General features: G+C 70.3%; 24 protein-coding genes. 11 read left to right on the top strand and 13 right to left on the bottom strand.

Features of this window, described 5'->3' with window-relative positions; translation table 11 throughout:
* Window positions 1–67: 67 nt before the first annotated feature.
* Entirely contained in the window at window positions 68–1,138 is a 1,071-nt protein-coding gene (locus WMF36_RS01070) for a Mu transposase domain-containing protein (RefSeq protein WP_437577692.1), read from the bottom strand.
* Between WMF36_RS01070 and WMF36_RS01065 the strand changes: the two genes are divergently transcribed.
* Window positions 1,119–1,913 carry a transposase gene (locus WMF36_RS01065; RefSeq protein WP_437577691.1) on the top strand — a complete coding sequence of 265 codons (795 nt, stop codon included), beginning with the start codon at window positions 1,119–1,121 and terminating at the stop codon, window positions 1,911–1,913. The two genes, WMF36_RS01070 and WMF36_RS01065, sit on opposite strands and share 20 nt — an antisense overlap.
* Before the next feature lie 26 nt (window positions 1,914–1,939).
* Here WMF36_RS01065 and WMF36_RS01060 read toward each other — a convergent pair whose 3' ends face one another.
* The 7 genes from WMF36_RS01060 to WMF36_RS01030 all read right to left on the bottom strand — a co-directional run bounded on the left by WMF36_RS01060 (window position 1,940) and on the right by WMF36_RS01030 (window position 9,325).
* Window positions 1,940–3,493 (bottom strand): S28 family serine protease, encoded by a 1,554-nt coding sequence (locus tag WMF36_RS01060; protein WP_437577690.1) that lies wholly within the window; start codon window positions 3,491–3,493, stop codon window positions 1,940–1,942.
* Window positions 3,494–3,778: 285 nt separating this feature from the next.
* Window positions 3,779–5,131: an LLM class flavin-dependent oxidoreductase gene (locus WMF36_RS01055; protein ID WP_437577689.1), complete on the bottom strand. Its 1,353-nt coding sequence runs from the start codon at window positions 5,129–5,131 to the stop codon at window positions 3,779–3,781.
* Window positions 5,128–5,916, bottom strand: coding sequence for an ABC transporter ATP-binding protein (locus WMF36_RS01050; RefSeq protein WP_437577688.1), 789 nt, complete (start codon window positions 5,914–5,916; stop codon window positions 5,128–5,130). The genes WMF36_RS01055 and WMF36_RS01050 overlap by 4 nt, the downstream gene beginning before the upstream one ends.
* On the bottom strand, window positions 5,892–6,836 hold the full coding sequence (locus WMF36_RS01045) for an ABC transporter permease (protein ID WP_437577687.1): 945 nt from the start codon (window positions 6,834–6,836) through the stop codon (window positions 5,892–5,894). Before WMF36_RS01045 ends, WMF36_RS01050 begins: the two co-directional genes overlap by 25 nt.
* A complete protein-coding gene (locus WMF36_RS01040) occupies window positions 6,833–7,951 on the bottom strand; it encodes an ABC transporter substrate-binding protein (protein WP_437577686.1) in 1,119 nt (372 codons plus the stop codon). Before WMF36_RS01040 ends, WMF36_RS01045 begins: the two co-directional genes overlap by 4 nt.
* Window positions 7,952–8,159: 208 nt before the next feature.
* Window positions 8,160–9,128 carry a LysR family transcriptional regulator gene (locus WMF36_RS01035; RefSeq protein WP_437577685.1) on the bottom strand — a complete coding sequence of 323 codons (969 nt, stop codon included), beginning with the start codon at window positions 9,126–9,128 and terminating at the stop codon, window positions 8,160–8,162.
* A gap of 32 nt (window positions 9,129–9,160) precedes the next feature.
* Entirely contained in the window at window positions 9,161–9,325 is a 165-nt protein-coding gene (locus tag WMF36_RS01030) for a hypothetical protein (RefSeq protein WP_437577684.1), read from the bottom strand.
* Here WMF36_RS01030 and WMF36_RS01025 point away from each other — a divergent pair.
* The 4 genes from WMF36_RS01025 to WMF36_RS01010 all read left to right on the top strand — a co-directional run bounded on the left by WMF36_RS01025 (window position 9,324) and on the right by WMF36_RS01010 (window position 14,566).
* On the top strand, window positions 9,324–10,124 hold the full coding sequence (locus tag WMF36_RS01025; protein ID WP_437577683.1) for a dioxygenase family protein: 801 nt from the start codon (window positions 9,324–9,326) through the stop codon (window positions 10,122–10,124). The two genes, WMF36_RS01030 and WMF36_RS01025, sit on opposite strands and share 2 nt — an antisense overlap.
* 21 nt (window positions 10,125–10,145) lie before the next feature.
* Window positions 10,146–10,802: a YceI family protein gene (locus WMF36_RS01020; RefSeq protein ID WP_437577682.1), complete on the top strand. Its 657-nt coding sequence runs from the start codon at window positions 10,146–10,148 to the stop codon at window positions 10,800–10,802.
* Window positions 10,803–10,978: 176 nt separating this feature from the next.
* Window positions 10,979–12,715 carry a glycoside hydrolase family 43 protein gene (locus WMF36_RS01015; RefSeq protein WP_437577681.1) on the top strand — a complete coding sequence of 579 codons (1,737 nt, stop codon included), beginning with the start codon at window positions 10,979–10,981 and terminating at the stop codon, window positions 12,713–12,715.
* A 282-nt stretch (window positions 12,716–12,997) separates the two neighbouring features.
* Window positions 12,998–14,566, top strand: coding sequence for a PAS domain-containing protein (locus WMF36_RS01010; protein ID WP_437577680.1), 1,569 nt, complete (start codon window positions 12,998–13,000; stop codon window positions 14,564–14,566).
* Window positions 14,567–14,626: 60 nt separating this feature from the next.
* On the opposite strand, the gene WMF36_RS01005 is transcribed toward WMF36_RS01010, so the two are convergent.
* Window positions 14,627–16,066, bottom strand: a complete 1,440-nt coding sequence (locus WMF36_RS01005; protein ID WP_437577679.1) for a serine hydrolase domain-containing protein — start codon at window positions 16,064–16,066, stop codon at window positions 14,627–14,629.
* Between the two features lie 136 nt (window positions 16,067–16,202).
* Between WMF36_RS01005 and WMF36_RS01000 the strand changes: the two genes are divergently transcribed.
* The 3 genes from WMF36_RS01000 to WMF36_RS00990 all read left to right on the top strand — a co-directional run bounded on the left by WMF36_RS01000 (window position 16,203) and on the right by WMF36_RS00990 (window position 17,708).
* Window positions 16,203–16,385, top strand: a complete 183-nt coding sequence (locus WMF36_RS01000) for a hypothetical protein (RefSeq protein WP_437577678.1) — start codon at window positions 16,203–16,205, stop codon at window positions 16,383–16,385.
* 288 nt (window positions 16,386–16,673) lie between these two features.
* The gene (locus WMF36_RS00995) at window positions 16,674–17,237 is read left to right on the top strand and encodes a hypothetical protein (protein WP_437577677.1); all 564 of its coding nucleotides are present in this window, start codon (window positions 16,674–16,676) and stop codon (window positions 17,235–17,237) included.
* Window positions 17,238–17,312: 75 nt separating this feature from the next.
* Complete coding sequence (locus WMF36_RS00990; RefSeq protein WP_437577676.1) at window positions 17,313–17,708, top strand: type II toxin-antitoxin system PemK/MazF family toxin; 396 nt, start codon at window positions 17,313–17,315, stop codon at window positions 17,706–17,708.
* A gap of 135 nt (window positions 17,709–17,843) precedes the next feature.
* On the opposite strand, the gene WMF36_RS00985 is transcribed toward WMF36_RS00990, so the two are convergent.
* Window positions 17,844–18,896 carry a protein-glutamine glutaminase family protein gene (locus WMF36_RS00985; protein WP_437577675.1) on the bottom strand — a complete coding sequence of 351 codons (1,053 nt, stop codon included), beginning with the start codon at window positions 18,894–18,896 and terminating at the stop codon, window positions 17,844–17,846.
* A gap of 218 nt (window positions 18,897–19,114) precedes the next feature.
* Here WMF36_RS00985 and WMF36_RS00980 point away from each other — a divergent pair, with 218 nt between their 5' ends.
* Window positions 19,115–19,210, top strand: coding sequence for a VOC family protein (locus WMF36_RS00980; protein ID WP_437577674.1), 96 nt, complete (start codon window positions 19,115–19,117; stop codon window positions 19,208–19,210).
* 65 nt (window positions 19,211–19,275) lie between these two features.
* Here WMF36_RS00980 and WMF36_RS00975 read toward each other — a convergent pair whose 3' ends face one another.
* Window positions 19,276–20,127: a dienelactone hydrolase family protein gene (locus WMF36_RS00975; RefSeq protein WP_437577673.1), complete on the bottom strand. Its 852-nt coding sequence runs from the start codon at window positions 20,125–20,127 to the stop codon at window positions 19,276–19,278.
* A 256-nt stretch (window positions 20,128–20,383) separates the two neighbouring features.
* On the opposite strand from WMF36_RS00975, the gene WMF36_RS00970 reads away from it, so the two are divergent.
* Entirely contained in the window at window positions 20,384–21,712 is a 1,329-nt protein-coding gene (locus tag WMF36_RS00970) for an amidohydrolase (RefSeq protein ID WP_437577672.1), read from the top strand.
* A gap of 21 nt (window positions 21,713–21,733) precedes the next feature.
* Here the strand turns inward: WMF36_RS00970 and WMF36_RS00965 are convergent, their stop codons facing one another.
* Window positions 21,734–22,426 carry a TetR/AcrR family transcriptional regulator gene (locus WMF36_RS00965; protein ID WP_437577671.1) on the bottom strand — a complete coding sequence of 231 codons (693 nt, stop codon included), beginning with the start codon at window positions 22,424–22,426 and terminating at the stop codon, window positions 21,734–21,736.
* 120 nt (window positions 22,427–22,546) lie between these two features.
* On the opposite strand from WMF36_RS00965, the gene WMF36_RS00960 reads away from it, so the two are divergent.
* Entirely contained in the window at window positions 22,547–23,320 is a 774-nt protein-coding gene (locus WMF36_RS00960; protein ID WP_437577670.1) for an SDR family NAD(P)-dependent oxidoreductase, read from the top strand.
* Window positions 23,321–23,479: 159 nt separating this feature from the next.
* Here the strand turns inward: WMF36_RS00960 and WMF36_RS00955 are convergent, their stop codons facing one another.
* Entirely contained in the window at window positions 23,480–23,974 is a 495-nt protein-coding gene (locus WMF36_RS00955) for a GFA family protein (protein WP_437577669.1), read from the bottom strand.
* Window positions 23,975–23,993: the final 19 nt, after the last annotated feature.

Genomic DNA, 23,993 nt, shown 5'->3' with positions numbered 1-23,993 from the left:
CCTCTTCGCGCGCATACAGCCATGTTGAATCGGGGCGATCGAGTTTTCGCACCTATGCACGCCCGGATCAAGGGGTTCGATGTGCTGCTCGACATGTCAGCAGCACCGGAGAGGCGAGGCGGCGGAAGAACGCTTGAGCGGCGCGCCCTCCGCGCGCCGCTGCGTCCATCCGATGGACGGCCGGTGACAGCCTCGTTAACGCTCGCCACTTGCGAAGGACCGCGCGGAAGGGCGCCCTCGTGATGATCGCGTTCACGTTCCGCAGCGCGTACTCGGCCTTGCGGACGGGGTAGTCGCCTGGATCGGTTGAGCGCTTGCCGGGCGCCACGCGAGGGTGGACCTTGACCAGCTCAGGGTCGTAGTACAGCCGCACCGACGTGCTATCGACGCGCACCTCGATCTTCTTGTTCCGGTAGCGCGACGGCGCGGAGTAGAGCGCACGCGCGACCTGCGCATGGTGGTCGGTGTGGACCTTGGCCGTCATCCAGATGGGCACATCGAACGGCGCCTCCGGCAGCGCCAGCAGGCGCGGCAGCTCCTCGGCCTCGAACACCTCGCGTGGCACCTTCCGCGTCGCGCCGTGCACGCGAGCGTCGGCGACGTCACGGCACCAGCTCTCCGCGCTCACTGCACCTAACTTCCGCACTTTCCTGACGTTGGCGTGCGGCTGGATGCTGGCGCTCGGCCGCCACACCGTCACCTCCGCGGTGCGGGCAGCCAACGCCATGGGCTGGAAGCACATCCGCAGCTTCCTCCGCTTCTTTTCCAAGGCCATCTGGGAGTGCGACGCGATGGGGCTGACGCCGGTGCGTAGCTCGATGCGCTGGTCGAGCGCGACCAGCCACTTCTGGCCGCGGTCGACGACACGCTCGGCCGTCACACGGGCAAGAAGATCGCCGCCGCCTCGATGCATCGCGACCCGCTGCTGTCGACCGCCACGCGCGTGGCTTTCCATTGGGGGCAGCTCTGGGTGATGCTGGGCATCTGCGTGCAGCTGTTCCACAAGACATGGTGCTTGCCGGTGCTGTTCCGGCTCTACCGCAGCGAGAAGCTGTGCGAGCAGCAGCGGCGCGCGCATCGCCGCATCACCGAGCTCGCGGCTGAGCTCATCGCGCGGCTTGGCGAGCAGCTGCCGCACCCGGCGCCTCCTCGTCGTCGGCGATGCGGCTTACACCAATAGCTCGGTCATCCGGGCTCGCCCCAGCAACGTCACCTTCGCCGGTCGCGCGCGGCTCGACGCGGCCATCTACGCGCCTGCGCCTGCGCGCCGCGGCGGCCAGACGGGGCGGCCGCGGGTGCGAGGCACGAGGCTGCCGTCACCGGCAGCCCAGGCCAACGCCGCCAAGGCGCGCTGGCAGTCGGTCAACGTCAACGTCTACAAGCGGGTCGTCACCGTCAAGGTGATGACCCTCGACGCGCTCTGGTATTCGGTGGCCCGCTCCGAGCTGGTGCGCCTGGTCGTGGTGCGCGGCTTTCCGGGCCACATCGACGACGACGTGCTGGTCAGCACCGACCCGACGATGGTGCCCAGGGACATCATCGAGCACTACGCCAAGCGCTGGTCGCTCGAGGCCACCTTCCAGGAGACCAAGGGCAAGCGCGGCTTCGAGCAGCCGCGCTCCAGGACCGAGCGCGCCGTCGAGCGAACCGCTCCATTCACCTTGCTCCTCTGCACGCTCGTGGTGCTCCGGTACGCCAGGACCGGCTGCAAGCTCCGCTCGGCGCAACCGTCCAAGGCGCCCTGGTACTCGCCGAAGAGCTCCCCCAGCAAGACCCTGCCAGCTTTCTCCGACATGCTCGCGACACTGCGGCGCGCCTCATGGGCCGAGCGACTTTTTGAGCCCGACACAAACGCTCCGACGTTGAAAAAACGTCTGGCGCCGCTGCTGGCGTGCTTGGGCACAGCTGTCTGACACCGGCAGCTGTGCCCAAGTCGAGACTAGTCGCGCGCCACCCAGCGCCGGCCCCGGAGCAGGGGCCGCAGCGCCGCCGGGGCGCGGCCGCTCGGGGTGACGCTCGGCGTGACGCCCGTCCAGGCTTCCAGCGCGCCGAAGGCCACCGCCTGGTCGGCCGGCGCGAGCGCGAGGAGGACGGCGCCGTGGGTCCCTCCCGGCACGATGAGACGGTGGGAGTCGCGGGCGCCCCCGACGTCGAAGGCGGCCGCGGTGTACGGATCGTTTTCACCATAGATGAACAGGAACCGCTCGCCCTCGGTGGTGAGCCAGCCGGAGACGTCCTGCATCGCCGCGGGCTCGAAGGCCGCGGCCTTGCCGGGCCCGGGCTCGATGAACGTGGTGGGCGCGTTCGCGCCGGGGTAGAGGAGCAGATCCGCGATGTGCGCCTCCGAGAAGCTCGGATAACCCAGCTCCGCCGCAGCCTGCCAGTAGTACGGCTCCATGCCGTCGAGGTCGGCGTCGGACCAGAGGCGGGGGGCGTTCGCCTCGTCGAGGAACGCCCAGACCGCGGCGTCGTCCGACGCGGCGGTCGGGACGCGCTCGCAGAAGCTCGCGTCCTTGTATTGCCAGAGGGAGAAGACCGACTCGACAACGGCGACCTCCAGGGCCCTCTCGGCGCCGAGGAGATCGTAGGTGACCTCGATCTCGGCTTCCATGAGGTCGAGCATGGCGGGGCGGCGCAGCAGCACCTCGCGCTGGAAGCCCTGGAGGGCCTCCCGGCACGCGGGATCGCCGCGCTCGGCCACGAAATCGACGTAGCGCGGATCGGAGGTGCCGGCGCTGTGCGGGGCCACGTATGCCACCGTGCCGTCGACGTCGGCGGGATAGAAGCGGCGATGGTAGACGGAGGTCATGCCGCTTTTGCTCGCGCCGGTGGAGATCCATTTGCCCTCGTAGAGCGGCCGGATCGACGCGATGACGCGGTGAAGGTCCGCGGCGGCCTGCTCGATGGTGAGCAGCGACCAGTCCGCGGGCTCCGGGCGGGAGGGGGTGAAGAAGCGGTGCTCGACGCGGATCTGGTTGGCGGCGAGCAGCTCGGCGGGCTCGTCGAGCCACTGGGAGTCCGGGCGGACCTGGTAGCCCTCGGTGACGAGGACCACGGGCGCGGCGGGATCCCGGTGGTGCAAGGTCACGCGTTGCTGGAACCGGACGCCCTCAGGGTGGTCGTGATCGGCGGGCTGGTCGAGCTCCATCACGAAGTAGCGGTATCCCGGTAAGCTCGAGTCCTGCTCGACGGCGGTGAGGCCGTCGATGTCCTGGAGCTGCTCGAGGAGGTCGCGCGAGTCGGCGCCGCCCGCGCCGCCGGTACCATCGGTGCCGCCGGTGCCGCCGGTGCCGCCGGTGCCGTCGGAACCGCCGGTGCCGCCGGTGCCGCCGGAACCGCCGCCCGCGCCGCCGCCGCCACCGGTGCTGCCGCCCGTGCCGCCGGCACCGCCAGTGGCCTCGGAGGGCTGTTCATCGGCAGCATCATCCCCGCAGGCGGCGGTGGCCAGGGAGAACAGCGTGATGGCGATCCATGTCAGAAAAGGAGTGCGCATGTCGCGCGGACGCTACATGAACACGCGCCTGGATCGATCGATTTCGCGCGGAATTCACGGAACGGTGCGCCGCCGGACGTCGCGCGATCACGACGACCACCCGACATGAGCTTTCGCCTTCTACTCCATGAGTCTGTACACGAGACCTCGGTGAACGCCCTGCGCGAGCTCGCCGAGGACGCCCAGGCGTGGCTCGTCGAGACCGGCGCGACCGCCGCCAGGTAACGGCGGCTCGTCCTCAGGAACGCGTCGAGCGCAGCTGTCGCCGCGCAGCGGGTACGCCGCTCACTCTGCCGCCTCGACAAGCTCCTGACCGTGGTTGCGGTTCACCGGCCGCGACAGCCCGTAGTTGTCGCGCAGCGTCTTGCCCTCGTATTCGGTCCGGAACAGACCACGACGCTGCAGGATCGGCACCACGTGGTCGACGAACGCCTCGAGCCCCGACGGCAGCACCGGCGGCATGATGTTGAAGCCGTCGGCCGCGCCCTGATCCCACCAGTGCTGGATCGCGTCCGCCACCTGCTCGGGCGTGCCGGCGAACGTCCGGTGCCCGCGGCCGCCACCGAGCCGGCCGATGAGCTGGCGCACCGTCAGCCGCTCCCGCCGGGCCAGGGTCACGATCAGCGTGTAACGGCTCTTGGCCCCCTCGATCTGATCCTCGCTCGGGAGATCCCCTGGCAGCTCGGCGTCGAGGTCGAGGTCCTCCGGCTTCACGCGCAGCGTCTGCGCGAGCTGGCGCTTCGCGTACTCCGGCTTGATGAGCCGGTCGAGCTCGGCGTCGAGCGCGTGCGCCTCGGCCTCGGTGGCGCCGATCACGGGCACGATGCCCGGCAGGATCTTGATCGACTCCGGGTCGCGGCCCAGCGCCCGGACGCGCGCCTTCAGATCGGTATAGAACTGCTGCCCGTCCTCCAGCGTCTGCTGCGCCGTGAACACCGCCTCGGCGTACCGCGCCGCCAGCTCCTTGCCGTCCTCCGACGAGCCGGCCTGCACGAGCAGCGGATAGCCCTGCGGCGGGCGCGGCACGTTGAGCGCGCCGCCGACCTTGAAATGCCGGCCCGCGTGCTGCGCCGGATAGATCTTCCCGTCGTCGCCCCAGACGCCGTTCTCCTTGTCGCCGAGCGGCGCGTCGTCGTCCCAGCTGTCCCACAGCTTCAGCGACACATCGATGAACTCGGCCGCCCGCGCGTACCTGTCGCTGTGCGCCGGCAGCTCGTCCAGGTTGAAGTTGCGCGCCGCGTCCACGCCGGCGGTCGTGACGATGTTCCACCCGGCCCGCCCCCCGCTGATGTGATCCAGCGACGCGAACCTCCGGGCCAGGTTGAACGGCTCGTTGTACGTGGTCGAGGCGGTGGCGATCAGCCCGACGTGCTCGGTCACGCCCGCCAGCGCCGCGAGCAGCACCGTCGGCTCGAGCGTCCCGGCCGGCCTGCGGCCGACGTTGTTCCAGAGCACCGGGCTGTCGGCGAGGAAGAGGGAGTCGAGCTTGCCCCGCTCCGCGACGCGGGCGAGGTGCTTGAAATGCGCGATGCTCGTGTTCGCGAACGGGTCGCTCTCCGGCAAGCGCCACGAGGCCTCATGGTGGCCTACGCTCATGAGAAACGCGTTGAGATGCAGTCGTCCGGGCCGATGGGTCACGGGGCACTTCCTTCCAGTTCAGAGCTCGAGTCGGTGTCTTCGGTGGAGGCCGCTGCCGGCGCCACGCCCAGCGCGGCCAGCAGCGACTCGCGGTGAGCGAGGAATCGGGGGTCGCGGAGCGGGCGCGGGGCCGGCAGCTCGATCCGCTGCTCCTCGGCGATGCGGCCGTCGACGAGCACCAGCACCCGGTCGGCGAGCGTGATCGCCTCGTCGACGTCGTGGGTGACGAGCAGCACGGCGGGGCGGTGCCGCGCGCACAGCTCGCGCAGGAGATCGTGCATGCGCATCCGGGTCAGCGCGTCGAGCGCGCCGAACGGCTCGTCGGCCAGCACGAGCTCCGGGTCGCGCACGAGCGACCGCGCCAGCGCGACCCGCTGCTGCTCGCCGCCGGACAGCTCGACCGGCCACGCGCGCTCCCGCCCGGCGAGCCCGACCTCGGCGAGCGCGGCCTCGCCGCGCGCCGCGGCGTCGGGCAGGTCGAGCCCCAGGATCACGTTGTCGAGCACCCGCGCCCACGGCAGGAGCCGCGTGTCCTGGAACACGACCGCGCGATTTTGCGGCATGTGCAGCTCGCCCGAGCCGGTCACGTCGTAGTCGAGCTCGGCGATCGCCCGCAGCAGGGTGCTCTTGCCCGAGCCGCTGCGGCCGAGCAGCGCGACGAACTCGCCCCGCTGGATCGTGAGGTCGACGTCGTCGAGGACCGTGCGGGCGCCGAAGCGGCGGGTCAGGCCGCGGATCCGGACCGTGGGCGGCGGCGCGGTCAGCCGGCCAGGATACGGCGCCATGACAGGGTCCTTCTCTCGATGAGCCGGACGGCCGCGTCGGAGGCCAGGCCGAACAGGCCATACACGACGAGGCCGAGGAGGATGATCTCCGTCTGACCGTAAGAGCGGGCCAGCGACATCATGTAGCCGATGCCGCTCGTGGCGTTGATCTGCTCGACCACCACGAGCGCCAGCCACGCGCCGGTGACCGCCAGCCGGACGCCCATGAGGAAGCCCGGCAGCGCCCCCGGCAAGGCCACCTTCTGGACGAACTGCCACCTGGAGAGGCGGACCGTCTCGGCCAGCTCCACGTAGCGCGCGTCGATGGTGCGCAGCGCGGCGTGGGTGTGGACGTAGACCGGAATGACGACGCCGAGGGCGATGGTGAGCACCTTCATCTCCTCGCCGATGCCGAACCAGAGGATCAGCAGCGGGATGAGCGCGAGCGTCGGGATCGCGCGCTTGAGCTGCACCGGCCCGTCCACGAGCGCCTCGCCGACGCGGGTCAGCCCGGAGAGCAGGGCCAGGACGGTGCCCAGGCCGACGCCGAGGGCGAGCCCGAGGAAGGCCCGCTGCGCCGACGTGAGCAGGTTGGACAGCAGCCGCCCGTCGGCGATCAGATCGCTGGCCGTGGTCACCACGGTCCACGGCGCGGACAGCACGCGCGCGTCGAGCACGCCGGTCGCCGAGGCGAGGCCCCAGGCGACGAGCAGCAGCGCCGGGCCGAGCGCCGCGCCGTACGGGATGCGCCGGCCCGGGCCCAGGCGGCGCCGCGAGCGGCGGCGGGCGACAGGGCCGCCTGCCGGGCGCGCGAGCGCGCCGACAAGCGACGCGCGGACATCCGCGGACGCGGTGAGATCCGGGCCGCCGGCGACGCGCAGCGAGGCGGCTCGCGTGGCGACGCGCGGCGAGATGGCCCTCGTGGGCAGTGTGGTCGTCATGGAGTGCTCCTGTCGGCCGTCGCCGGCCGGTCCGTCGGTCCGGCGCCCTGGGCGGCGCTGGTCGCCTCCGCCCCGATCGTCTCGAATCGGCGGTCGAAGATCGTCGTGGCCTCGAAGCGCTTCTGACCGGAGGCCTCGGCGAGCAGGTCGACGGTCTCCTGGGTCAGCGCGATCGTCTCGGTCCAGTCGCTCGGATACTGTGGCTTGCTCGTGCTCTCGACCAGGAAGCGCCCCTCCGCGGCCGTGAGGCCCTGGTCCTTGACGTAATACGCCTCGATCCACGGCTCCGGGTTCGCGTGGGCCCACAGCTGGGCCCTGGCGCGCCACCTGGCGTATTCGAATAGCGCCGCCGCCTTGTGGGCGTCCTGGAGCGCCTCGGTGCGCACGTGAAGGAAGCTGAGGTTGTCGCGGACCCCGTGCGAGATCGACGAGGCGCCGTCGGCGCGGTACTCGTTGAGGTAGCGCAGCAGGGTGATGCCGGACAGCGGCGCGACGTCGACCTGTCGGCCGGCGAGCGCCTCCCTGAACTCGGGGCTGCCGAGCTGGACGAGGGTGACGTCCTGCGGCGACAGCCCGGCCTTCCTGAGCGCGCGCAGGACGAGCGCGCCCTGCGCCTGCCCCGGCGAATAGGCGATCTTCTTGCCGCGGAGGTCCTGGACCGACGCGAGCCGCACGCCCGGCGCCGTCGCCAGCTCGTAGATGGGCTTTTCCCGCACCAGCACGGCGATGATCTTGATGTCGACGCCGGTGAAGGTGGCGTGGATGGGCGGCGTGTCGCCGACCGAGCCCGCGTCGAGGACGCCGGCGCGGAACGCCTCGATGGTCTGCGGCCCGCCGCTGATGTTCTGCCAGTCGACGCGGAACGGCAGCCTGTCGATGTCGCCCGAGAGCTGGAGTTGCTTCTGCGCGCTCGGATCACCGATGCTGAGCCGCGTCTCGCGCGGGAGCTCGGCCGGGATCGGGGCGTCCAGGGCGAGCCGGGGACCGGCGCTCGCGCCGCGCTCGCGCTTGCACCCGGACAGGGCGAGCAGCGCCGCGGCGAGCACCAGAAGAAAGCCTTTGCTGTCGATGAACGTGCGCAGATGGACCTCGGTACGCGACCTGCGCAGCAACACCCATGCCGCCGTGCGGGCCGCCCTCCGGCGGCGACCGTCCATGGGTCCGCGCCCACCGCCGCGCGGCGCCCGGCGTCGGATCTGCGGACGCGCTGCTTCCCCAGCAACAGTTGGTGGTGCTCCGCTGCTCGGACGCGAGCACGGCCCGCGTCCGGGAGGCCGGGAGGCGCGCTCTCCCTCCGGCCGGGAGCGAGGAGGGGCCGGCCCGCTATCGCGCGGTGGCGGAGGCCTCGCGCCGCCCCTGAACGCCGAAGGCGTCGAGCAGGTAGTCGCGGAAGGCGCGGATCTTCGACGGCAGGAAGCGCGTCCCCGGGTGCACGAGGTAGAGGGGGGCGCCGCCGTCGATCGCGTGGTCCTTGAGCACGGGGACGAGCCGCTTCGCCTCGAGATCGCTCCGCACGTTGACCGCGGGGACGAGCGCGATCCCGGCCCCGGCCAGCGCGACCTCGCGGCAGAAGGAGTAATCGGACGCCGCGATCGCCGCGCGCACCCGGATCTCGGCGCGCTCGCCGCGCGCACCCGGGAGCGGCTGCAGCGCGATCGTCGCGTGCCCGCGCGCGGTCTGGGCGAGGAGCAGCCGGTGCCCCGCGAGGTCCTCGGGCGTGCGCACGGGCCCGTGCTTGCGAAGGTAGGCCGGCGCCGCGAACAGCCCGAGCTCGATGTGCTGGAGCCTGTGGGCGATGAGCGACGAGTCCGGGAGGCTCGCTGTCGCGCGCAGGGCCACGTCGATCTGGTGGGCGTCGAAGTCGAGCAGGGCCTCCGTGAGGAGCATCTCCAGCGAGATCTCGGGGTAGCGCTCGGTGAAGCCCGCCGAGAGCGGCGCCAGGAGGCTCAGCCCGAGATCGAACGGCGCCGTCACCCGGAGGTGCCCGCTCGGATTGGCGCGCGCCTGCTGCACCGCCGCGTTCGCGTCCTCCAGCAGCTCGAGCGCCCGGCCCACCCGCATCCGGTAGGCGAGGCCGTCCTCGGTCGCCTGCACGAGCCGCGGGCTGCGCCGGAGCAGCTCCACCCCGAGCGCGTGCTCCAGGCGGGTGATGCGGCGGCTGACGCTGCCCTTGGTCTCCCCCAGCGTCCTCGCGGCCGCCGTGATCGACCCGAGATCGACGACCAGGCAGAAAGCCCGCAGATCGAGCAGATCCGCGTCGATGGTTTCCTTTTTGACAACCTGGCGTTTCATTGTGGGGGGATTGTACCACTCCTGGAAACGTCCTAGGGTGAGCCCATGAATCGCCGGGCTGCTTTGAGGCTCCTCCTTGTCGCGGGCGGAGCCGCGCCCATCGCGGGCGCGTGCCGGTCCTCGACGTCGGGGACATCGAGCTCGGCTTCGACATCGGGCGCCACGTCGACGTCGGGCGCGACCGAGAGAGGTACCATGTCCGAGACCCGGAACCAGGCTCACGCGGGGCGCATGCCGGCCATCTTCCTCGCGCACGGCTCTCCCTTTCTGCTCGACGATCGCGCGTGGGTGGCCGAGCTCGGCGCCTGGGCGCAGGCGATGCCGCGCCCGCGGGCGATCCTGATGCTCTCGGCCCACTGGGTCGACGCGCCGGTCACCCTCGGCGCCACCGAGACCGTGCCCCTCGTGTACGACTTCTATAATTTCCCCGAGAAGTACTACCGCGTGACCTACCCCGCGCCGGGCGCCCCCGCGCTCGCGCGGCGCGTCCGGGAGCTGCTCGGCCCCCTCGGGCCGGTCGCGGAGGATCCGCGCCGGGGCCTCGATCACGGGGCCTATGTGCCGCTCGTCGCCATGGTCCCGGACGCGGACATCCCCGTGCTCCAGGTCTCGCTGCCGACCCTTTCTCCAGCCCCGCTCCTCGAGATGGGGCGCGCGCTCGCGCCGCTGCGCGACGAGGGGGTGCTGGTGATCGGCAGCGGTTTCTTGACTCATAATCTGCGCGCGGCAGACTGGCGCGGCGATGCGGTCACGCAGCCCTGGGCCACGGAGTTCGACGCGTGGTGCGCCGAGGTGCTGGCGCGCCGGGACGTCGACGCGCTGCTCGATTACCGCAGGCGCGCGCCGGGGGTGAAGATGGCGCTCCCGACGCACGAGCATTTCGTACCGGTGGTCGCCGCCCTGGGGGCGTCGATCGACGTGAGCGAGCCGGTGGAGTTCCCCATCACGGGGCTCACCTATGGCACGTTCACGAAGCGTTCTGTGCAGTTTGGCTGACCGACAAGGAGAATGTCTCTCATGATCACGTCCCGTATTGCTCGCCTCGTGCTCCCCGCCGCCCTCGTGCTCTCGCTCGCGGGCTGCGAGGATCCGACGAAGGACAAGCCCAAGGCGACCGTCTCGGCCGCCGCGCCGGCGCAGGCGCAGGCGGCCGCGCCCTCCGGCCCCGCCGAGGCGCTGCCCCTCGACGCGGCCGCGTCCACCATCGGCTTCGTCGGCTCGAAGGTCACGGGCAAGCACGAGGGCAAGTTCGAGAAGATCTCGGGCTCGATCACGCTCGCCGGCGGTAAGGCCGAGGGCGGCAAGCTCAGCATCGAGGCCGACACAGCGTCGGTGAAGTCCGACGCGGAGAAGCTCGACGGCCACCTCAAGTCGCCGGACTTCTTCGATGTCGAGAAGTTCCCGAAGGCGACCTTCACCTCGAGCCAGATCAAGGCCGGCGGCGAGAACGGCGCGACGCACACGATCACCGGCGAGCTCGATCTGCACGGGGTGAAGAAGACCATCACCTTCCCCGCGACCATCGCCGAGGGCGCCGATGCGGTGTCGGGCAACGCCGAGTTCGTGATCAACCGGAAGGACTTCGGGATCGTCTATCCGGGCAAGCAGGACGACCTGATCCGCGACGACGTGCTGCTCAAGCTGTCGCTCAAGGCGCCGCGCAAGAAGGGCTGAGCGCCGGCCCGAGACCGGGTGCGCCGCCCGCACGCGGGTGGCGCTGGCCGGCTGATTGCAGTTGACACCCGACATGTGAACGTTCACATTTGGCCCGGGAGGGCGTCCTTCCGCTTTGTCCCGAGACCACGCGAGCTCTCGCGATTTCGCTTCGGACCCCGAGCGATCAGGTGAACATGCATTCTTCACGAAAATTGTCGATAGCGGCATGGCGCGGGGGCGCGCTCGTCCTGGCCGGGCTCTTCGCGAGCCCTTCCGCGCTGGCCGATTACCCCATCGCCTCGCACCGCTACCTCGCCGACCCGGCCTCGCTGGTGCACGACGGGCGCCTCTACCTCTACTGCTCGAACGATGACGACAGCGTCAAGCAGGACGGTTCGGACGACGGCTACAAGATGGCGTCGATCGTGGCCGTCTCGAGCAGCGACCTGAAGAACTGGACCGATCACGGGGAAGTGATGCGCATGCCCCGTGACGGCGCCTGGGCGAACCTCTCCTGGGCCCCGGCGCTCACCGAGCGCAACGGCACCATCTACATGTACTTCGGCAATGGCGGGTCGAATATCGGCGTCGCCTCGAGCGCCAGCCCGACCGGACCGTTCAAGGACGCGAAGGGCAGCGCCCTGATCACCTCGAGCACCCCCGGCGCCTCGGGCCCCAACATGTGGCTCTTCGATCCGGGCGTCTTCGTCGACGACGACGGCCAGGCGTACCTCTACTTCGGCGGCAACGGCGAGCAGAACGCGCGCATCATCAGGCTGAACGACGACATGGTGAGCGTCTCGGGCACGGCCATCGGGCTCACGGTCCCGTACTTCTTCGAGGCCTCCTGGATGCACAAGCGCGACGGCGTCTACTATCTGTCGTACTCGACGAACCCCGCCAACGGCATACGGATCGACTACCTCACGAGCAAGAGCCCCACGTCCGGCTTCACGTACGGTGGCACGGTGGGGGCGCAGCCGCCGAAGAACAACGGCGACAACAACCACGCGGCGATCTTTGAGTTTGGCGGCTCCTGGTACCACGCCTACCACAATCGCTCCGTCGCCACCGACGCCGGAGAGCCCACAGGCTATCGCCGGAACATCGCGCTCGAGTCGCTCACCTACAAAGCCGACGGCTCGATCGTGCCAGTGACCTACACGACGGACGGGCTCAAGCAGGTCGGGCACCTCGACCCGTACGCGCGCGTCGAGGCCGAGACCTTCAACGCACAGAGCGGCATCGAGACCGAGCCCTGCGAGGAGGGCGGGATGAACCTCGCCAGCATCCACGACGGAGACTGGGTGCGTCTCCGTGGGGTCGACTTCGGCGAAGGGGCGGAGAGCTTCAGCGCGCGCGTCGCGAGCGCCGCGGAGGGAGGCAGCATCGAGCTCCACCTGGATGCGCCCGACGGCACGCTCGTGGGTACCTGCGCGGTCGAAGCGACGGGGGGCTGGCAGGCGTGGAGCGATACGTCGTGTGGGGTCGACGGCGCCACCGGCGTGCACGATCTTTATCTGGTCTTCACCGGTGGCGAGTCGTACCTCCTCAACGTGAACTCCTGGCAATTCTCGCCCATCGGAGGCGGGGGAGCCGGCGGGGCTGGCACGGTTGGAAGCACGAGCGGCGGCGGCACCGTCAGCGGCAGCGGCAGTGGCGGTGGCGGTGGAGCCGGCTCCGGCTCCGGCGGAGGGTCCACGGTGGGTACGGGTGGGGCTTCCTCAGGCTCAGCGCCGCCCGCCCAGACGTCGGGGGGGACCTCCGGCGGGGAATCAGGCGACCCAGCCGGCTGTAGCTGCCGCTCGGCGAGCCGCGCTCCGTCCGGGAATGCCCTCGTGTTGACAGCGCTGCTCGCGGCGTCCCTGGGGCTCCGGCGGCGCGACCGAAGGGGGCGTGGCCCGGGAGCGATGAGCTCGAATCTGGGATAAACCCCACGCCGTGCCGCTCGTCGTGGCCCCCACAGACAACCATGTCGGTCGGCGGCGCGCTCCTGCCGACCTCGGCGCCAGCGGAGGTGGTGACGGCGGCGCCGGACGCGACGCCCGCTCCGTCTTTTCGGCGGAGGAGCTCACCAGGGAGTGCAGAAATTCACGAACGGAGCGATGATGCCCTCGGTGTGACCCTCCAGGACAGCGGGCCGCGCTCGGCTCACGCGGACGGCTCACCGGGGTGGGTTCGTGAATACGGCAGCTGAAGACAAAGAAGAGAGGGTGTGCCTCGATCTGCGGTTGCTCGTCGAGACCCTGGACGACCCCGCGCTCGTCATCGACGCGCGCGGCGCCGTCCGGTGCAAGAACGAGCAGCTCGAGCGGCTCCTCGCGGGGCCCGGGGCGCCGATCCTGCCGCTGTCGCCGGAGGGCGATCGCGTGCTCTTGCCGCCGGCGCCCGCGGCCGTCGAGCTCGCCTGGCTCCAGGCGCTGCTCTCGGGCGAGAGCGACCGGGGCGAGAGCGACCTCCCGGGCGAGGGCTCCGGCGCGCCGCGCTGGGCGCTCCGCGGGCTCTCCTGCACGATCGGCGGGGGCCGCGGCGCGCTGCTCCGCTTCATCGATCGGGACGAGCGCCGCGCGCGGGAGCACCAGCGCCGCTGCGCGCAGGTGATCGAGACGATGCAGCTCGGCTGCACGTTCCTCTCCCTCGAGATCCCCGCAGATGACCGGTCGCTCCGCTACGTCTACATGAACCCGGCCTCCGCGCGGCTCGCCACCAGGCCCATGGCGGAGATCCTCGGCCGGACCGTGGACGAGAGCGCCCCCAGCCTGCGTCAGCTCGGCATTCCTCAGCGCCTGGCGGAGCTGATCCGCAGCGGCGGCACCGCCGAGGACGAGGTGGTCCTCCCCCCGGAGGCGGGCTCGCGCGTCATCACGACCTGGTCGTTTCCCGTGGGAGATCGGGGCCTCGCCGTGATCTACGACGACATCACCGAGCGCCGGGCGACGGAGGAGTCGCTCGAGCGCACGCGCATCCTCCTCGACGGCATCATCGAGAACCTCCCGCTCATCCTCTTTGTCAAGGAAGAAGCGGAGCTCCGCTACGTGCGGGTGAACAAGAAGTTCGAGGAGTTTCATGGCCACGCGCGAGAGGACCTGATCGGCAAGCGCATCGCTGACTACTTGCCGAAGGAGGTGGCCGACAAGATCGACGCCGAGAGCCGCGCCGTCCTGGCGGGGGGCGTGCCGGTCGAGATCCCCGAGCTCCGCGTGCCCTCGGCGCGCTTCGGGGAGCGCATCTGCCACTCCCGGTGGATCCCCATGAAGGACTCGAAGGGCAAGGGTCGCTATCTCCTCGGGCTCGGCGAGGACATCACCGAGCGCAAGAAGATCGAGGACGCCAAGCGCCACGAGGCGATCCTCCTCGAGACCCAGCGGCGGCTCCTCGATCTCATCCAGGAGCTCTCGACGCCGAGCATCCCCATCCACCCGGGCATCCTCGTCGTTCCGCTCGTCGGCCAGATGGATAGCTCCCGCGGCGCTCAGCTCATGGAGTCGCTCGTCGGCGCGATCGAGCGGCACCATGCCGAGTTCGTCATCATCGATATCACCGGCGTCACCTCGGTCGACACCGCGGTGGCGAACCACCTGATCCAGGCCACGCGCGCCGCGGGGCTCCTCGGGGCCGAGTGCAGCGTCGTCGGCGCCTCGCCCGGCATCGCCCGCACCGTGATCGACCTCGGCCTCGATCTCGGCAACCTCACCACGCACCGGGACCTGGAGGCCGGGTTCCGGCACGCGCTGGGACGCAAGGGGTATGTCATCGCGCCGCGCACGGCGCGAAGGGCCTGAGGCGCGGCGCGGTCCGCGTGCTTCCCGCCGCCGGAGAGGCGCAAGAGCGCCCCCGGGGGCTCACTCGCAAAGGGCGGTGTCGACGAGGGCGAGGATGTCGAGGTAGGCCTGATCGGCGGCCTCTGCGCCGTACAGGAAGTACGGCAGCACCGTGACGGCGACGGTGATGGCGCGGCCGTCGTCGGTGACACCGCCGCGGGTATGGTAGCCGGGGATGTCGCCGCCGTGTCCCCAGACGAGGCCGCCGCAGCTGAGCGGGGTGCTGACCACGCCGAGGCCGTACCGGGCGCCGGGCCACATGGCGGCGTCGACGGTGGTGCGCAGCTCCTCGAGCTGCGCCGGCTCGAGGAGCTCGCCGCCGAAGAGGGCGAGATAGAAGCGGTTGAGGTCGCTCGGGCTCCCGATCACCTGTCCTGCGGCCCATCCCCAGGACGTGTCCAGCTCGGTGATGTCTTGCAGCGGTTCCAGGGGCACGTCCGTGTGATAGCCCTTGAGATGGCACCCCTTCATGCTCTGCTCGCCGACGCCGGGGAGATAGGTGCTGCGCAGCCCGATGCGCTCGATGACCCGTTTCGTGATCTCCTCGTTCAGCGGGCGGCCGGTGACCTTCTCGATGATCAGGCCGGCGAGGACGTAGTTTGTGTTGCTGTACGCCCACTCGGAGCCGGGGGCCTTCCCCGGCTGCGACAGCCCCATGTCGAGCAGAGCGTAGGGATCGAAGTAGGTGTGCTGGACCGGGAAGACGCCGCCGACCAGGAGCACATCGTCGTAGTCGGCCAGCCCGCTGGTGTGCTGTAGCAGCTGCCGAACCGTGATCTCGCGGCCGTCGATGCCCTCGCCGCGGACCAGGTCCGGCAGGTACGTCTCGACCGGCGCGTCGAGGTCGACCTTGCCCTCGCCGACGAGCTGCAGGACGACCACGGCGGTGAAGGTCTTGCTGTTGCTGCCGATGCGCACGAGCCCGTCGACAGGCACCTTCGCCTGGGTCTCCAGATCGCGGACACCGGCGGCGTAGTGACGGAGTTTCCCGTCGACGTCACGGACGGTGGCCAGGACGGCGGGGTACTTGCCGTCGCCCAGGCGATCCACGGCCTGCTGCACGGGGTCGTCCGGGTCGGTGTTGGCGCCGTTCGTGGACTCGTCGGTGCACTCGCCCCACGGGTCGCCGCCGCCGCTCCCGGCGTCTTCGCCGCCGCTGCCGCCATCGCCGCCGCCGCCGCCGCCGCCGGCGTCTTCGCCGCCGCTGCCTCCGCCCGCGTCTTCGCCGCCGCCGCCGCTTTCGTCGCCGCCCGCGCCGCTCTGGGCGCCGCCGCCTCCCGCGCCGCTGCCGGCGTCCGTGCTTGCCGGCGCCCCGCCGCCGTCGGAGCAGCCCGCGAGCAGGGCCGAGGATCCGAGCAGCGCGGAGATGAGGACCGTCGAGAACACGCGTCGGAAGCGCGTCGCTGCTGCGCCGGCGACCGGCGTTCCCGGAGAAATGAAGCGATGGTGCAGAGACTTCATGATCGGCTCCTGTCGTGCGCGGGCGTCTCCGGATCGACGCCGCGCGCCGTCGGCTCGCGCCGCGGGGCATCGTCACGTCGATTGGAGAGAACCGCTCGTTTTCGGAGCTCTGTTCCCGGACTCGTGAGGATCGTTCATGCCCAGAGACGAGATTCTCTTCAAAGCGCCACCGGCGCCGGGCAGAGCGTCGTCGGCGGCGGCGCTCGCCGCCAAGGAGCCGGAGGCCCACGCACGCGCGGCCGCGCGGCTCTCCGGCCGGCCGGTGGCGATCCGGGTCGACGGCGAGCGCTTCGTGGTCGAGGTAGCGGGCGCGCCGTGAGCGCGGGAAGGGCGCGATGAAGATCAGCCGGAGCAACGATCGGATCGCGGGGAGCTGGCGGATCTGGCGGATCTGGCGGAACGCGTGGCGGCCGCCAGGTCCCGGGGCGCGGCGAGGGCCGCGAGATCCGGCAAAAAAGCCGCGGCACGCCGCTCGCAAAGAGTGCCTATCGAAACGCCGCGAGGGCCGACCTCGCGCTGGCCTCGCCGTTGCGGGACAGCGCAAAGGCCCTGACGCGGCGTGATGGCTCGAGCCGGCGCCGCGCGTCGCGCTCGGATGGAGGCACGCATGTTGGTTCATCGCTCTCATCGCTCCCTGTTCCTGCTTCTCCCTGTTCTCGCGCTCGCCTGCTCTGCCGCGCAAGGCGCCGCCCTGCCGCGGCCGGAGAGCACCGCTCCGCGGCAAGACGGTGCGGGGGCTCCGGCCGGCTCGACCGGCGCGAAGCGCTTCGTCGACGCCGGGTCGTACTTCACGAGCGCGGCCGAGATCGACGCCTGGTACGGGCTGCTCCGCGTTCTGGACGACGACTTCGACGCCGTGTGCGGCGACACCTTCTGCGAAGGCGAGTACAGCAACTACGAGCCGCTTCGATTCCGTTGCTCCGTCGAGGAGCACGCCGGGACGATAGGCAGCTGCGTGTGGGTCTTCGCGGCGAGCAACGAGGAGGTCCTCCCTTCCACGGGCGATGTGGAGGTGGACGCCAGGGTCTTCCTCTGCGAGATGCCCGTCGCCCCGGAGACCGCCGTGGTCGACCTCGTGAAGGCGCTCTCGGCGCCGATGGATCGGGCGATCGACGCCGCGCTCCCCGGAACGGACAGATCGCTGTACGACGGCCTCGTCGAGTGCCTCTGATAGCCCACCGGCATCGGCCGGCAGGCTCATAATCCTTGCAATGCCGCATTCTTCAGGCCAAGTTCACGAGCGCACATGACGGCGAGCGCAGAAGAACCAGCGGACACGCCTCCGGTGAAGATCAACCGCGGGGACGTGTTCTGGATAGGGCCAGATGACTCGCGAGGGCCTGCCCCGAGCTACTCCCATCCCCACGTGGTGGTCCAGGACGACCTCTTCAACCACTCGCGCATCACGACCGTGGTCGTGTGCGCGCTGACGTCGAACTTGCACCGGGCGAACGAGCCGGGGAATGTCCTGCTCGACGTGGGCGAGGGGGACCTCCCCAGGCAGAGCGTCGTGGTCGTGTCGCAGATCTCTTCGGTCGACAAGGCCCGCCTGGGGGAACGGATCGGGTCGCTGTCCGACGCGCGGGTGGAGCAGATCCTGGCCGGCCTGCGATTCCAGCAGGTGTCGTTCTTCGGGCGGTAGATAGCTCGACCGCCGGCCTGCTCGATCCGCGAGCGCCTCGCCCCGAAGAGCCCGTGTCAGCGCGCCCCGGCCGAGCGTCGCGCTCCGGCGACCGCACGTGCGCCGGGCTCCGGCGCACGTGCCTGGTCCTCCGGATCACTCGATCGTCAGGGACAGGGGCGGGCTGGCGTGCGCTCCGTTCGACGCCGTCACCTGGTAGACGCCGAACGGATACTCCTGCTCGATCAGGATCCTGCGCTTGTTGATCTCGGAGATGGGAGCCAGCTCGTCGATACCGTTCCCGGTGATGCGCACGGTCGTCAAGCCCGGGACGAAGTTGTCTCCGATGACGTAGATGGGATACCAGACGGGCATGTCGGTCCGGTCCGACGCGAACCGCTGGAGGGTCGGCGGGAGGTTCGGATCGGGCGCGGGCTCGGGCGGGCAGGTGGTGACCCACGGCGGGCAGTCGCCGAGGGAGCGGTACGGGTCGCGTCCGAGGAGCTCCTGAACGCGCCATTCGGAGACCAGCCGGATGCGTATTCCTTCGTAGTCGGACGCCATGCTGGGAAGCGACGGCGCCACGGGCTCGGCCGCGAAACACCCGTCCCCGAGAGCGTGATCGCGGCACACCGCCATGTCGGCCTCGCCGGCGACGAACCGAGAGAGCCACGCCGCGATCGGGAGAGGCCCAGCCGGCTCGATGGCAGGGTCGAGGACCATGAGCTGCCCGCCGACCCGGACCACGGGCGCAACGTGGCCGCTCCACGACACCTCTCCGTCCGGCTCGTTCTCGGTCTGCAAGGTCAGATCCCCGGTCACCCTGGCAAACCAGGGCGTCGGATAGTCCCACTGGTGGAGGAAGTAGGCCGCCGCCGGGGCCCGCTCCTCGCAGCCGTTCTCAGGATCGAGCCAGGGAATCCGCCGCGGAAACCCGGGTTGCGCCGGTAAGGCGAGCTCCGGATGCCGCGTGTCACGGATCGCAGCAAATCCATTGCTCAGCTGCGCCTCGGTCCAGCTGGGGACGCAGTCGACCGGCAGATTCTCGAGCGGGCCCTTGAGCTCGTTGTAAGCGTAGGGACCGTCGAGCAGCGGGCAGCTCCCGCTCGCGGCGCTTCCCTGGAGCGGCGCCTCCACATCCGAGCGCTCGAGGTCGAGCTCCGGCTCGGAATCGGGCCCCCCGTCGCCGCCGCACGCCGACGAGGCCATGGCCATTGCCGTGACACAGAATAATTTCGCCAAAGCAAGATACCGCTGTCTCATGAATTTTCTCTCCCAGCGTGCGAGATACGAGCCGTCTCGAGAGACTGGCCCGCATGAAAACCTGACGGTTGGCTGGTGGATGCCGGCAACCTCGGTCGTCCTTCACTCGAATCGCCCCGACTGCGTCGTTTTCCTGCTGTGCGCGACCACGCGTCGCGAGGAGAGTGCCCATCGTGCTCGAGCCTGCCGACCGGCCCTGGGGCGAGCGCGTCGCCTACGTCGCCGATCCCGACGGCAACCTGGTGATGCTGACGCGGTGACGCCTATCGGGTCCGGAGTACCGAGCTCGACGCCTCGAAGAGGGGCGTCGCCGAGCGCACGTCGTTCAGGCGTTCATCGAAGTGGCCAGCAGCTTGTCGCGAAAGAGCTGAAGGACCCGGTCGAGCGCGGCGCGCGTCGGCTCGCCCGGCGCATCGATCAACGCGCCGGTGAGCACCGAGTGATGCTTCCTGAGGGGCCCTTCGGGGTGCCCGTCGGCTTGCTCCAGCTCCACGGCGACGAACCCGTCGCCGAGGCGCTCGCGAAGGAACTGGAACCGCTCCGCCGGCACCAGGGGATCGTCCTTGAAGCGGAGCCCCAGCACCCGGAGGCCCTCTCGGTCGCAGCGCTGCGCCACCGCGTCGAGGGTCGCAGGATCGCAGTCGACGGTTCGCCGCCGGCTCTTCGTGAGCGGGAACGGGAGCGAGGGCTGCGACATGACAGGCGCCAGCACCCGAGCGTCGGCGGCCATGGCGAGCGCGAACCCGCCGGTGAAGCACATCCCCACGACGCCCACGCCCGGCTCGCCGCAGCGCTCGTGCTCCGACGCGGCGAGGGCCCGGAGCCAGTCGACGACCGGCGAGGAGCGCCCCGCCGCGAAGCAGGTGAACTCCTTGCTGATGCAGGCCTTGGCCATCGTCGAGATGCCGTAGAGCACGCCCGCGAGCTTGGGTCGCACGGGGTCGCGGCCAGCGATCCCGAAGAGGTCGGGCAGCACGGCCGTGCAGCCGAGCGCCACGACCCGGTCGGCGAACCCGAGCACCTGGGGAGAGATCCCCGGCATCTCGGTCAGCACGAGGACCGCGGGGCCCTTCCCTTTTCGATAAACATCGCGCGTCTCCCCATCGTGCGTGATGCGCTCGCGCTGGAAGGTGGCGAGATCGCCCTCGGGCGCCCTGGGTTGGCTCGGTGCGGTCACGGCGGCACTGCATCACAGCACGCGCGCGCGGTAAAGCCCCTCTCCAGCGGCGCTCGGGTGCACAGGATCGCCCGCGCGCGCCCGGAAATCGAGATCGGAGCTCGATGGATCCGGACGCGACGAACGTGGGGCACATCTACGTCCCGGACGCCGCACACCCGGTGCTCGCCGGCATGAGCTCACGGATCAGACCACGACAGGCTCACGTGGCCGGCGCGGGCCTTGAGCCCTCGCGCAAAGAGTGATTTAAAGCACCATGCCGTCGATCCTGATCAAGGCTGCCGATGTGATCACCCTCAACGACGCGGGCGATGTGCTCCGCGGCGTCGATATCGCGATCGAAGGCGGTGCGATCCTCGCCGTTGGCCAGGCGCCCCCCGGCTTCCTCGCCGGCGAGGTGCTCGACGGCACCGATCTCGTCGCCCTGCCCGGCTTCTGGAACGCGCACACGCACGCGGCCATGACGTTCGTGCGCGGCTTCGGAGATGACCTGCCGCTCGACCGCTGGTTCAATGAGAAGATATGGGTCGCGGAGCGCGCCCTCACCGCAGACGACGTCGAATGGGGCGCCTATCTTGCCGCGGCCGAGATGATCCGGAGCGGCACGGTCGGCTTCGCGGATCACTATTTTCATATGCACCGCGTCGCCGACGTCGTCGAGAAGAGCGGCCTGAAAGCGCTCCTCGCCTGGTGCGTCTTTGGCCTCTCCAGCGAGGTCGGGACGGATCTCTCCGGGGCCGTGGATTTTGCCCGGCGCTTTCAGGGCGCGGCCGGCGGCCGGATCAAGACGTGCCTCGGCCCGCACGCGCCTTATACCTGCCCGCCCGAGTTCCTCAAGAGCATCGGCGAGACGGCGCGCAAGGAGGGCCTGGGCATCCATATCCACCTCTCCGAGAGCGACGAGCAGGTCGAGGTATCGCGGAAGCGCCACGGGAAGACGCCCCCCGCGCTCCTCGACGCGCTCGGCCTCCTCGACGTCCCCGGCCAGAAGCTCGCCGCCCATTGCATCGCTGTGACCGAGGAGGACACAGCGATCCTCGCCGGCCGCGGCGTGAGCGTCGCGCAGTGCCCCGGCTGCCACATGAAGCTCGGGATGGGGGTGACGCCCGTCCCCTCGCTCCTCGCCCGCGGCGTGAACGTGGCGCTCGGCACCGACGGCCCCGGCTCGAACAACAACCTCGACATGCTCGAAGAGGCGCAGCTCGCGGCCCTGTTACAGAAGGCGCACCTGCGCGACGCCGAGGCCCTGCCCGGCGACGCCGTGCTCCGCCTGGCCTCGCGGAACGGCGCGCGGGCCCTGGGCTTCGAGGCGAGCGGCGTCATCGCCCCCGGCGCCGCCGCCGACATCATCCTCTTCGATTTCCACCGCCCTCACCTTCGCCCTCGCAACAGCCTCGTCGGCAACATCGTGTACTCGGCGAGGTCCAGCGATATTCGCCACTCCATCATCGCGGGCCGGCTCGTCATGAAGGACCGTGAGCTCCTCACGCTCGACGAGGAGCGAATCCTCTGGGAGGCGGAGCGCCGCGCGTTCGCCATGCTGGCCCGCGCCAGGGGCACGGCGCTGCGCGAGTACAACGGATGACGTGCCCCCCTCGGGCCATCGTCATCCTCGACTCGGTTTGCTCTTCCTTCCCCCTCCAGCTTGCTGACGCGGCTCCACGCCATCGGCGCGCTGCCCTGTTCGCGCCGCCCGGCGCGCCGGCTCGACCCTGGCCAGCGCTCCGCACGCGAGATCGGGCAGGGCCGCCTTCATCCACCTGGGGTCCACGGCGCCGGGCGCGGAGAGATAGGATCGGCAGGCCTGGTGCGCCGGGCCGAGCAGCACGACGTCGACCATCACCTCGGACGAGCGCGCCCCGGAGAAGACGCCGAGCTCCGCCAGGTGCGCCATCACCTCCGCCTTGAGCCGCGCCTTGGTGTCCCGGAGCGCGGCGCGGTGATGCCCGTCCAGCTCCAGCGCGAGCGCCTGGTACATGAAGCGCGCCTCGGCCTCGTGGTCGAACACCCAGGCCAGATGCGCCTCCACCAGCGTCCGCACCGCCGAGCGCGCCGTCCTGGCGGCGAGCACGCGCGCGGTCACGTACCCCAGCAGCCGCTCGAACGTCCGCTCGAGCAGCGCCGACACCAGCGCCGGAAAGTCCTCGAACAGGTGGTACACGCTCGAAGGGCTCGCGCCTGCCTCCTTGCGGACGTCCTCGATGCCGGTGCGCAGCAGGCCCCGCTGCTCGAAACAGCGGAGCGCCGCGTCCAGCAGCGCCTCCCGGCGGGCCACGCCGTTCTGTCGAGCCACGGCCATGGCCCCTTCCCTACCCCAGCCACGCGCCGCTGACCAGCCGGCCCAACTGGAGGATTCTTCCAATTTATTTTGGAATTTTATTCCACTTTCTCTACCCTCCAGTTGAAAGCGAGGTGTCGCATGAAGCTGGGGCTGGAGAAGAGAGCTGCGCTGGTGACCGGTGGTTCGCAGGGGATCGGTAAGGAGGTGGCGTTGCAGCTCGCGGCCGAGGGGGCCCGCGTGGCGCTCACCTACCGGAGCGAGCGGGAGAAGGCCGCCCAGGTCGTCCAGGAGATCGAGCGGCAAGGCGGCGAGGCGCTCGCGCTGGAGCTCGACCTCGGGTCGATCGAGTCGGTCAAGGCGGTGGTCGCGGCCACCCTGGCGCGCTTCGGGCAGCTCGATGTCCTCGTCAACAACGCGGTCCGCTGGAGCGAGCACCTGCCCTGGGAAGCGCCGCGCTTCGAGGACATCCCGCTCGCCGAGTGGCAAGGCACCCTCCACGACAACATCGACGGCGCCTTCGCCGCCATCCAGGCCGCGGTGCCCTCCATGCGCGCCCGCGGCTGGGGCCGCATCGTCAACATCTCCTCGGGCGTGGCGCTCGACGGGGTGGTGGGCGGCGGTCCGTACGCCGCCGCCAAGTCGGCGCTCCACGGGCTCACCTCGGTGCTCGCGCGCGAGCTCGGGCCGCACGGGATCCTGACCAACGTGGTGGTCCCGGGCTTGACCCTGACCGACAAGGTGAGCGCGCGGGTGTCACCGGAGGTCCTCGCGCAGCGCGGGAAAGCGTATCCCGTCGGGCGGTTGCTGCGGCCGGAGGAGGTCGCGCCCACCATCGTCTTCCTGTGCTCGGCGGCGAACACCGCGGTCACCGGGGAGATCCTCCGCGCGAGCGGTGGCCGGCCGATGGGTTGAGGGCTGAGGCAGCCCCTCGAATTCTTCGGAAAATCACAGGGAGGCGGGGAGACGGGGAGGGAAATCCTCAAAATACTCCCTGTCTCCCCGCCTCCCCGTTCAATTTCCCCGCTGAAAATGGCTGCAAATGAGGGGATTCCTTAGGTCGGGCGCCGCGCCTCATCGACGAAGCAGCATCGCGAGCTTGGCAGCGACGAGCTTCGCCACGAACTTGATGGGGAAGGTCGAGTAACTGGGCACATCGCTCGGGATATCGCCATTCTCCGGCTTGAACTTCGTGTTGATGCGCATCTGCAAGGGCGGAGCGTCTCCCTGGAACCGCGCTCGGTACACCGTAACCCAGTGCGGCCCGCCATCGAACCGGAGGAACATCGCTGAATTGCAGCAGGTGGCGACGACGACCCGGCTCGTGGGCGACTTCTCTCTGATCTTGTAGCCCTGCAAGAGCTGGTCTCCCTTCGAGCATCGGAAACGATCCTTCCGGTAGAGGAGGTATGCGGTGCCGCCGTCGGGATCTCGAACGGGAAGCGCATCCGGCAGCGCTTCGATCTGACGGGCGCCTGCCTGGCAATCGTCGCAGTAGCAGGCGGCGCCGAGGATGGGAGCGCCGGTGGCCTCGAGCTCGACGCTTCCGCATGAGCACCGAACGGTCATGACATGTTTCGCCGGTTCA

Source organism: Sorangium sp. So ce887, assembly GCF_051521455.1.
GTDB lineage: Bacteria > Myxococcota_A > Polyangia > Polyangiales > Polyangiaceae > Sorangium.
This window is presented reverse-complemented; position numbering and strand designations above follow the sequence as displayed.

Coding starts and splice junctions, on each gene's coding strand:
- WMF36_RS00955 (WP_437577669.1), bottom strand. CDS start 23,974: ATGACCGTTCGGTGCTCATGCGGAAGCGTCGAGCTCGAGGCCACCGGC.
- WMF36_RS01035 (WP_437577685.1), bottom strand. CDS start 9,128: ATGAAACGCCAGGTTGTCAAAAAGGAAACCATCGACGCGGATCTGCTC.
- WMF36_RS01030 (WP_437577684.1), bottom strand. CDS start 9,325: ATGGTACCTCTCTCGGTCGCGCCCGACGTCGACGTGGCGCCCGATGTC.
- WMF36_RS01025 (WP_437577683.1), top strand. CDS start 9,324: ATGTCCGAGACCCGGAACCAGGCTCACGCGGGGCGCATGCCGGCCATC.
- WMF36_RS01015 (WP_437577681.1), top strand. CDS start 10,979: ATGCATTCTTCACGAAAATTGTCGATAGCGGCATGGCGCGGGGGCGCG.
- WMF36_RS01060 (WP_437577690.1), bottom strand. CDS start 3,493: ATGCGCACTCCTTTTCTGACATGGATCGCCATCACGCTGTTCTCCCTG.
- WMF36_RS01045 (WP_437577687.1), bottom strand. CDS start 6,836: ATGACGACCACACTGCCCACGAGGGCCATCTCGCCGCGCGTCGCCACG.
- WMF36_RS00970 (WP_437577672.1), top strand. CDS start 20,384: ATGCCGTCGATCCTGATCAAGGCTGCCGATGTGATCACCCTCAACGAC.
- WMF36_RS00960 (WP_437577670.1), top strand. CDS start 22,547: ATGAAGCTGGGGCTGGAGAAGAGAGCTGCGCTGGTGACCGGTGGTTCG.
- WMF36_RS00985 (WP_437577675.1), bottom strand. CDS start 18,896: ATGGCCTCGTCGGCGTGCGGCGGCGACGGGGGGCCCGATTCCGAGCCG.
- WMF36_RS01050 (WP_437577688.1), bottom strand. CDS start 5,916: ATGGCGCCGTATCCTGGCCGGCTGACCGCGCCGCCGCCCACGGTCCGG.
- WMF36_RS00990 (WP_437577676.1), top strand. CDS start 17,313: ATGACGGCGAGCGCAGAAGAACCAGCGGACACGCCTCCGGTGAAGATC.
- WMF36_RS00965 (WP_437577671.1), bottom strand. CDS start 22,426: ATGGCCGTGGCTCGACAGAACGGCGTGGCCCGCCGGGAGGCGCTGCTG.
- WMF36_RS01005 (WP_437577679.1), bottom strand. CDS start 16,066: ATGAAGTCTCTGCACCATCGCTTCATTTCTCCGGGAACGCCGGTCGCC.
- WMF36_RS01020 (WP_437577682.1), top strand. CDS start 10,146: ATGATCACGTCCCGTATTGCTCGCCTCGTGCTCCCCGCCGCCCTCGTG.
- WMF36_RS01000 (WP_437577678.1), top strand. CDS start 16,203: ATGCCCAGAGACGAGATTCTCTTCAAAGCGCCACCGGCGCCGGGCAGA.
- WMF36_RS00995 (WP_437577677.1), top strand. CDS start 16,674: ATGTTGGTTCATCGCTCTCATCGCTCCCTGTTCCTGCTTCTCCCTGTT.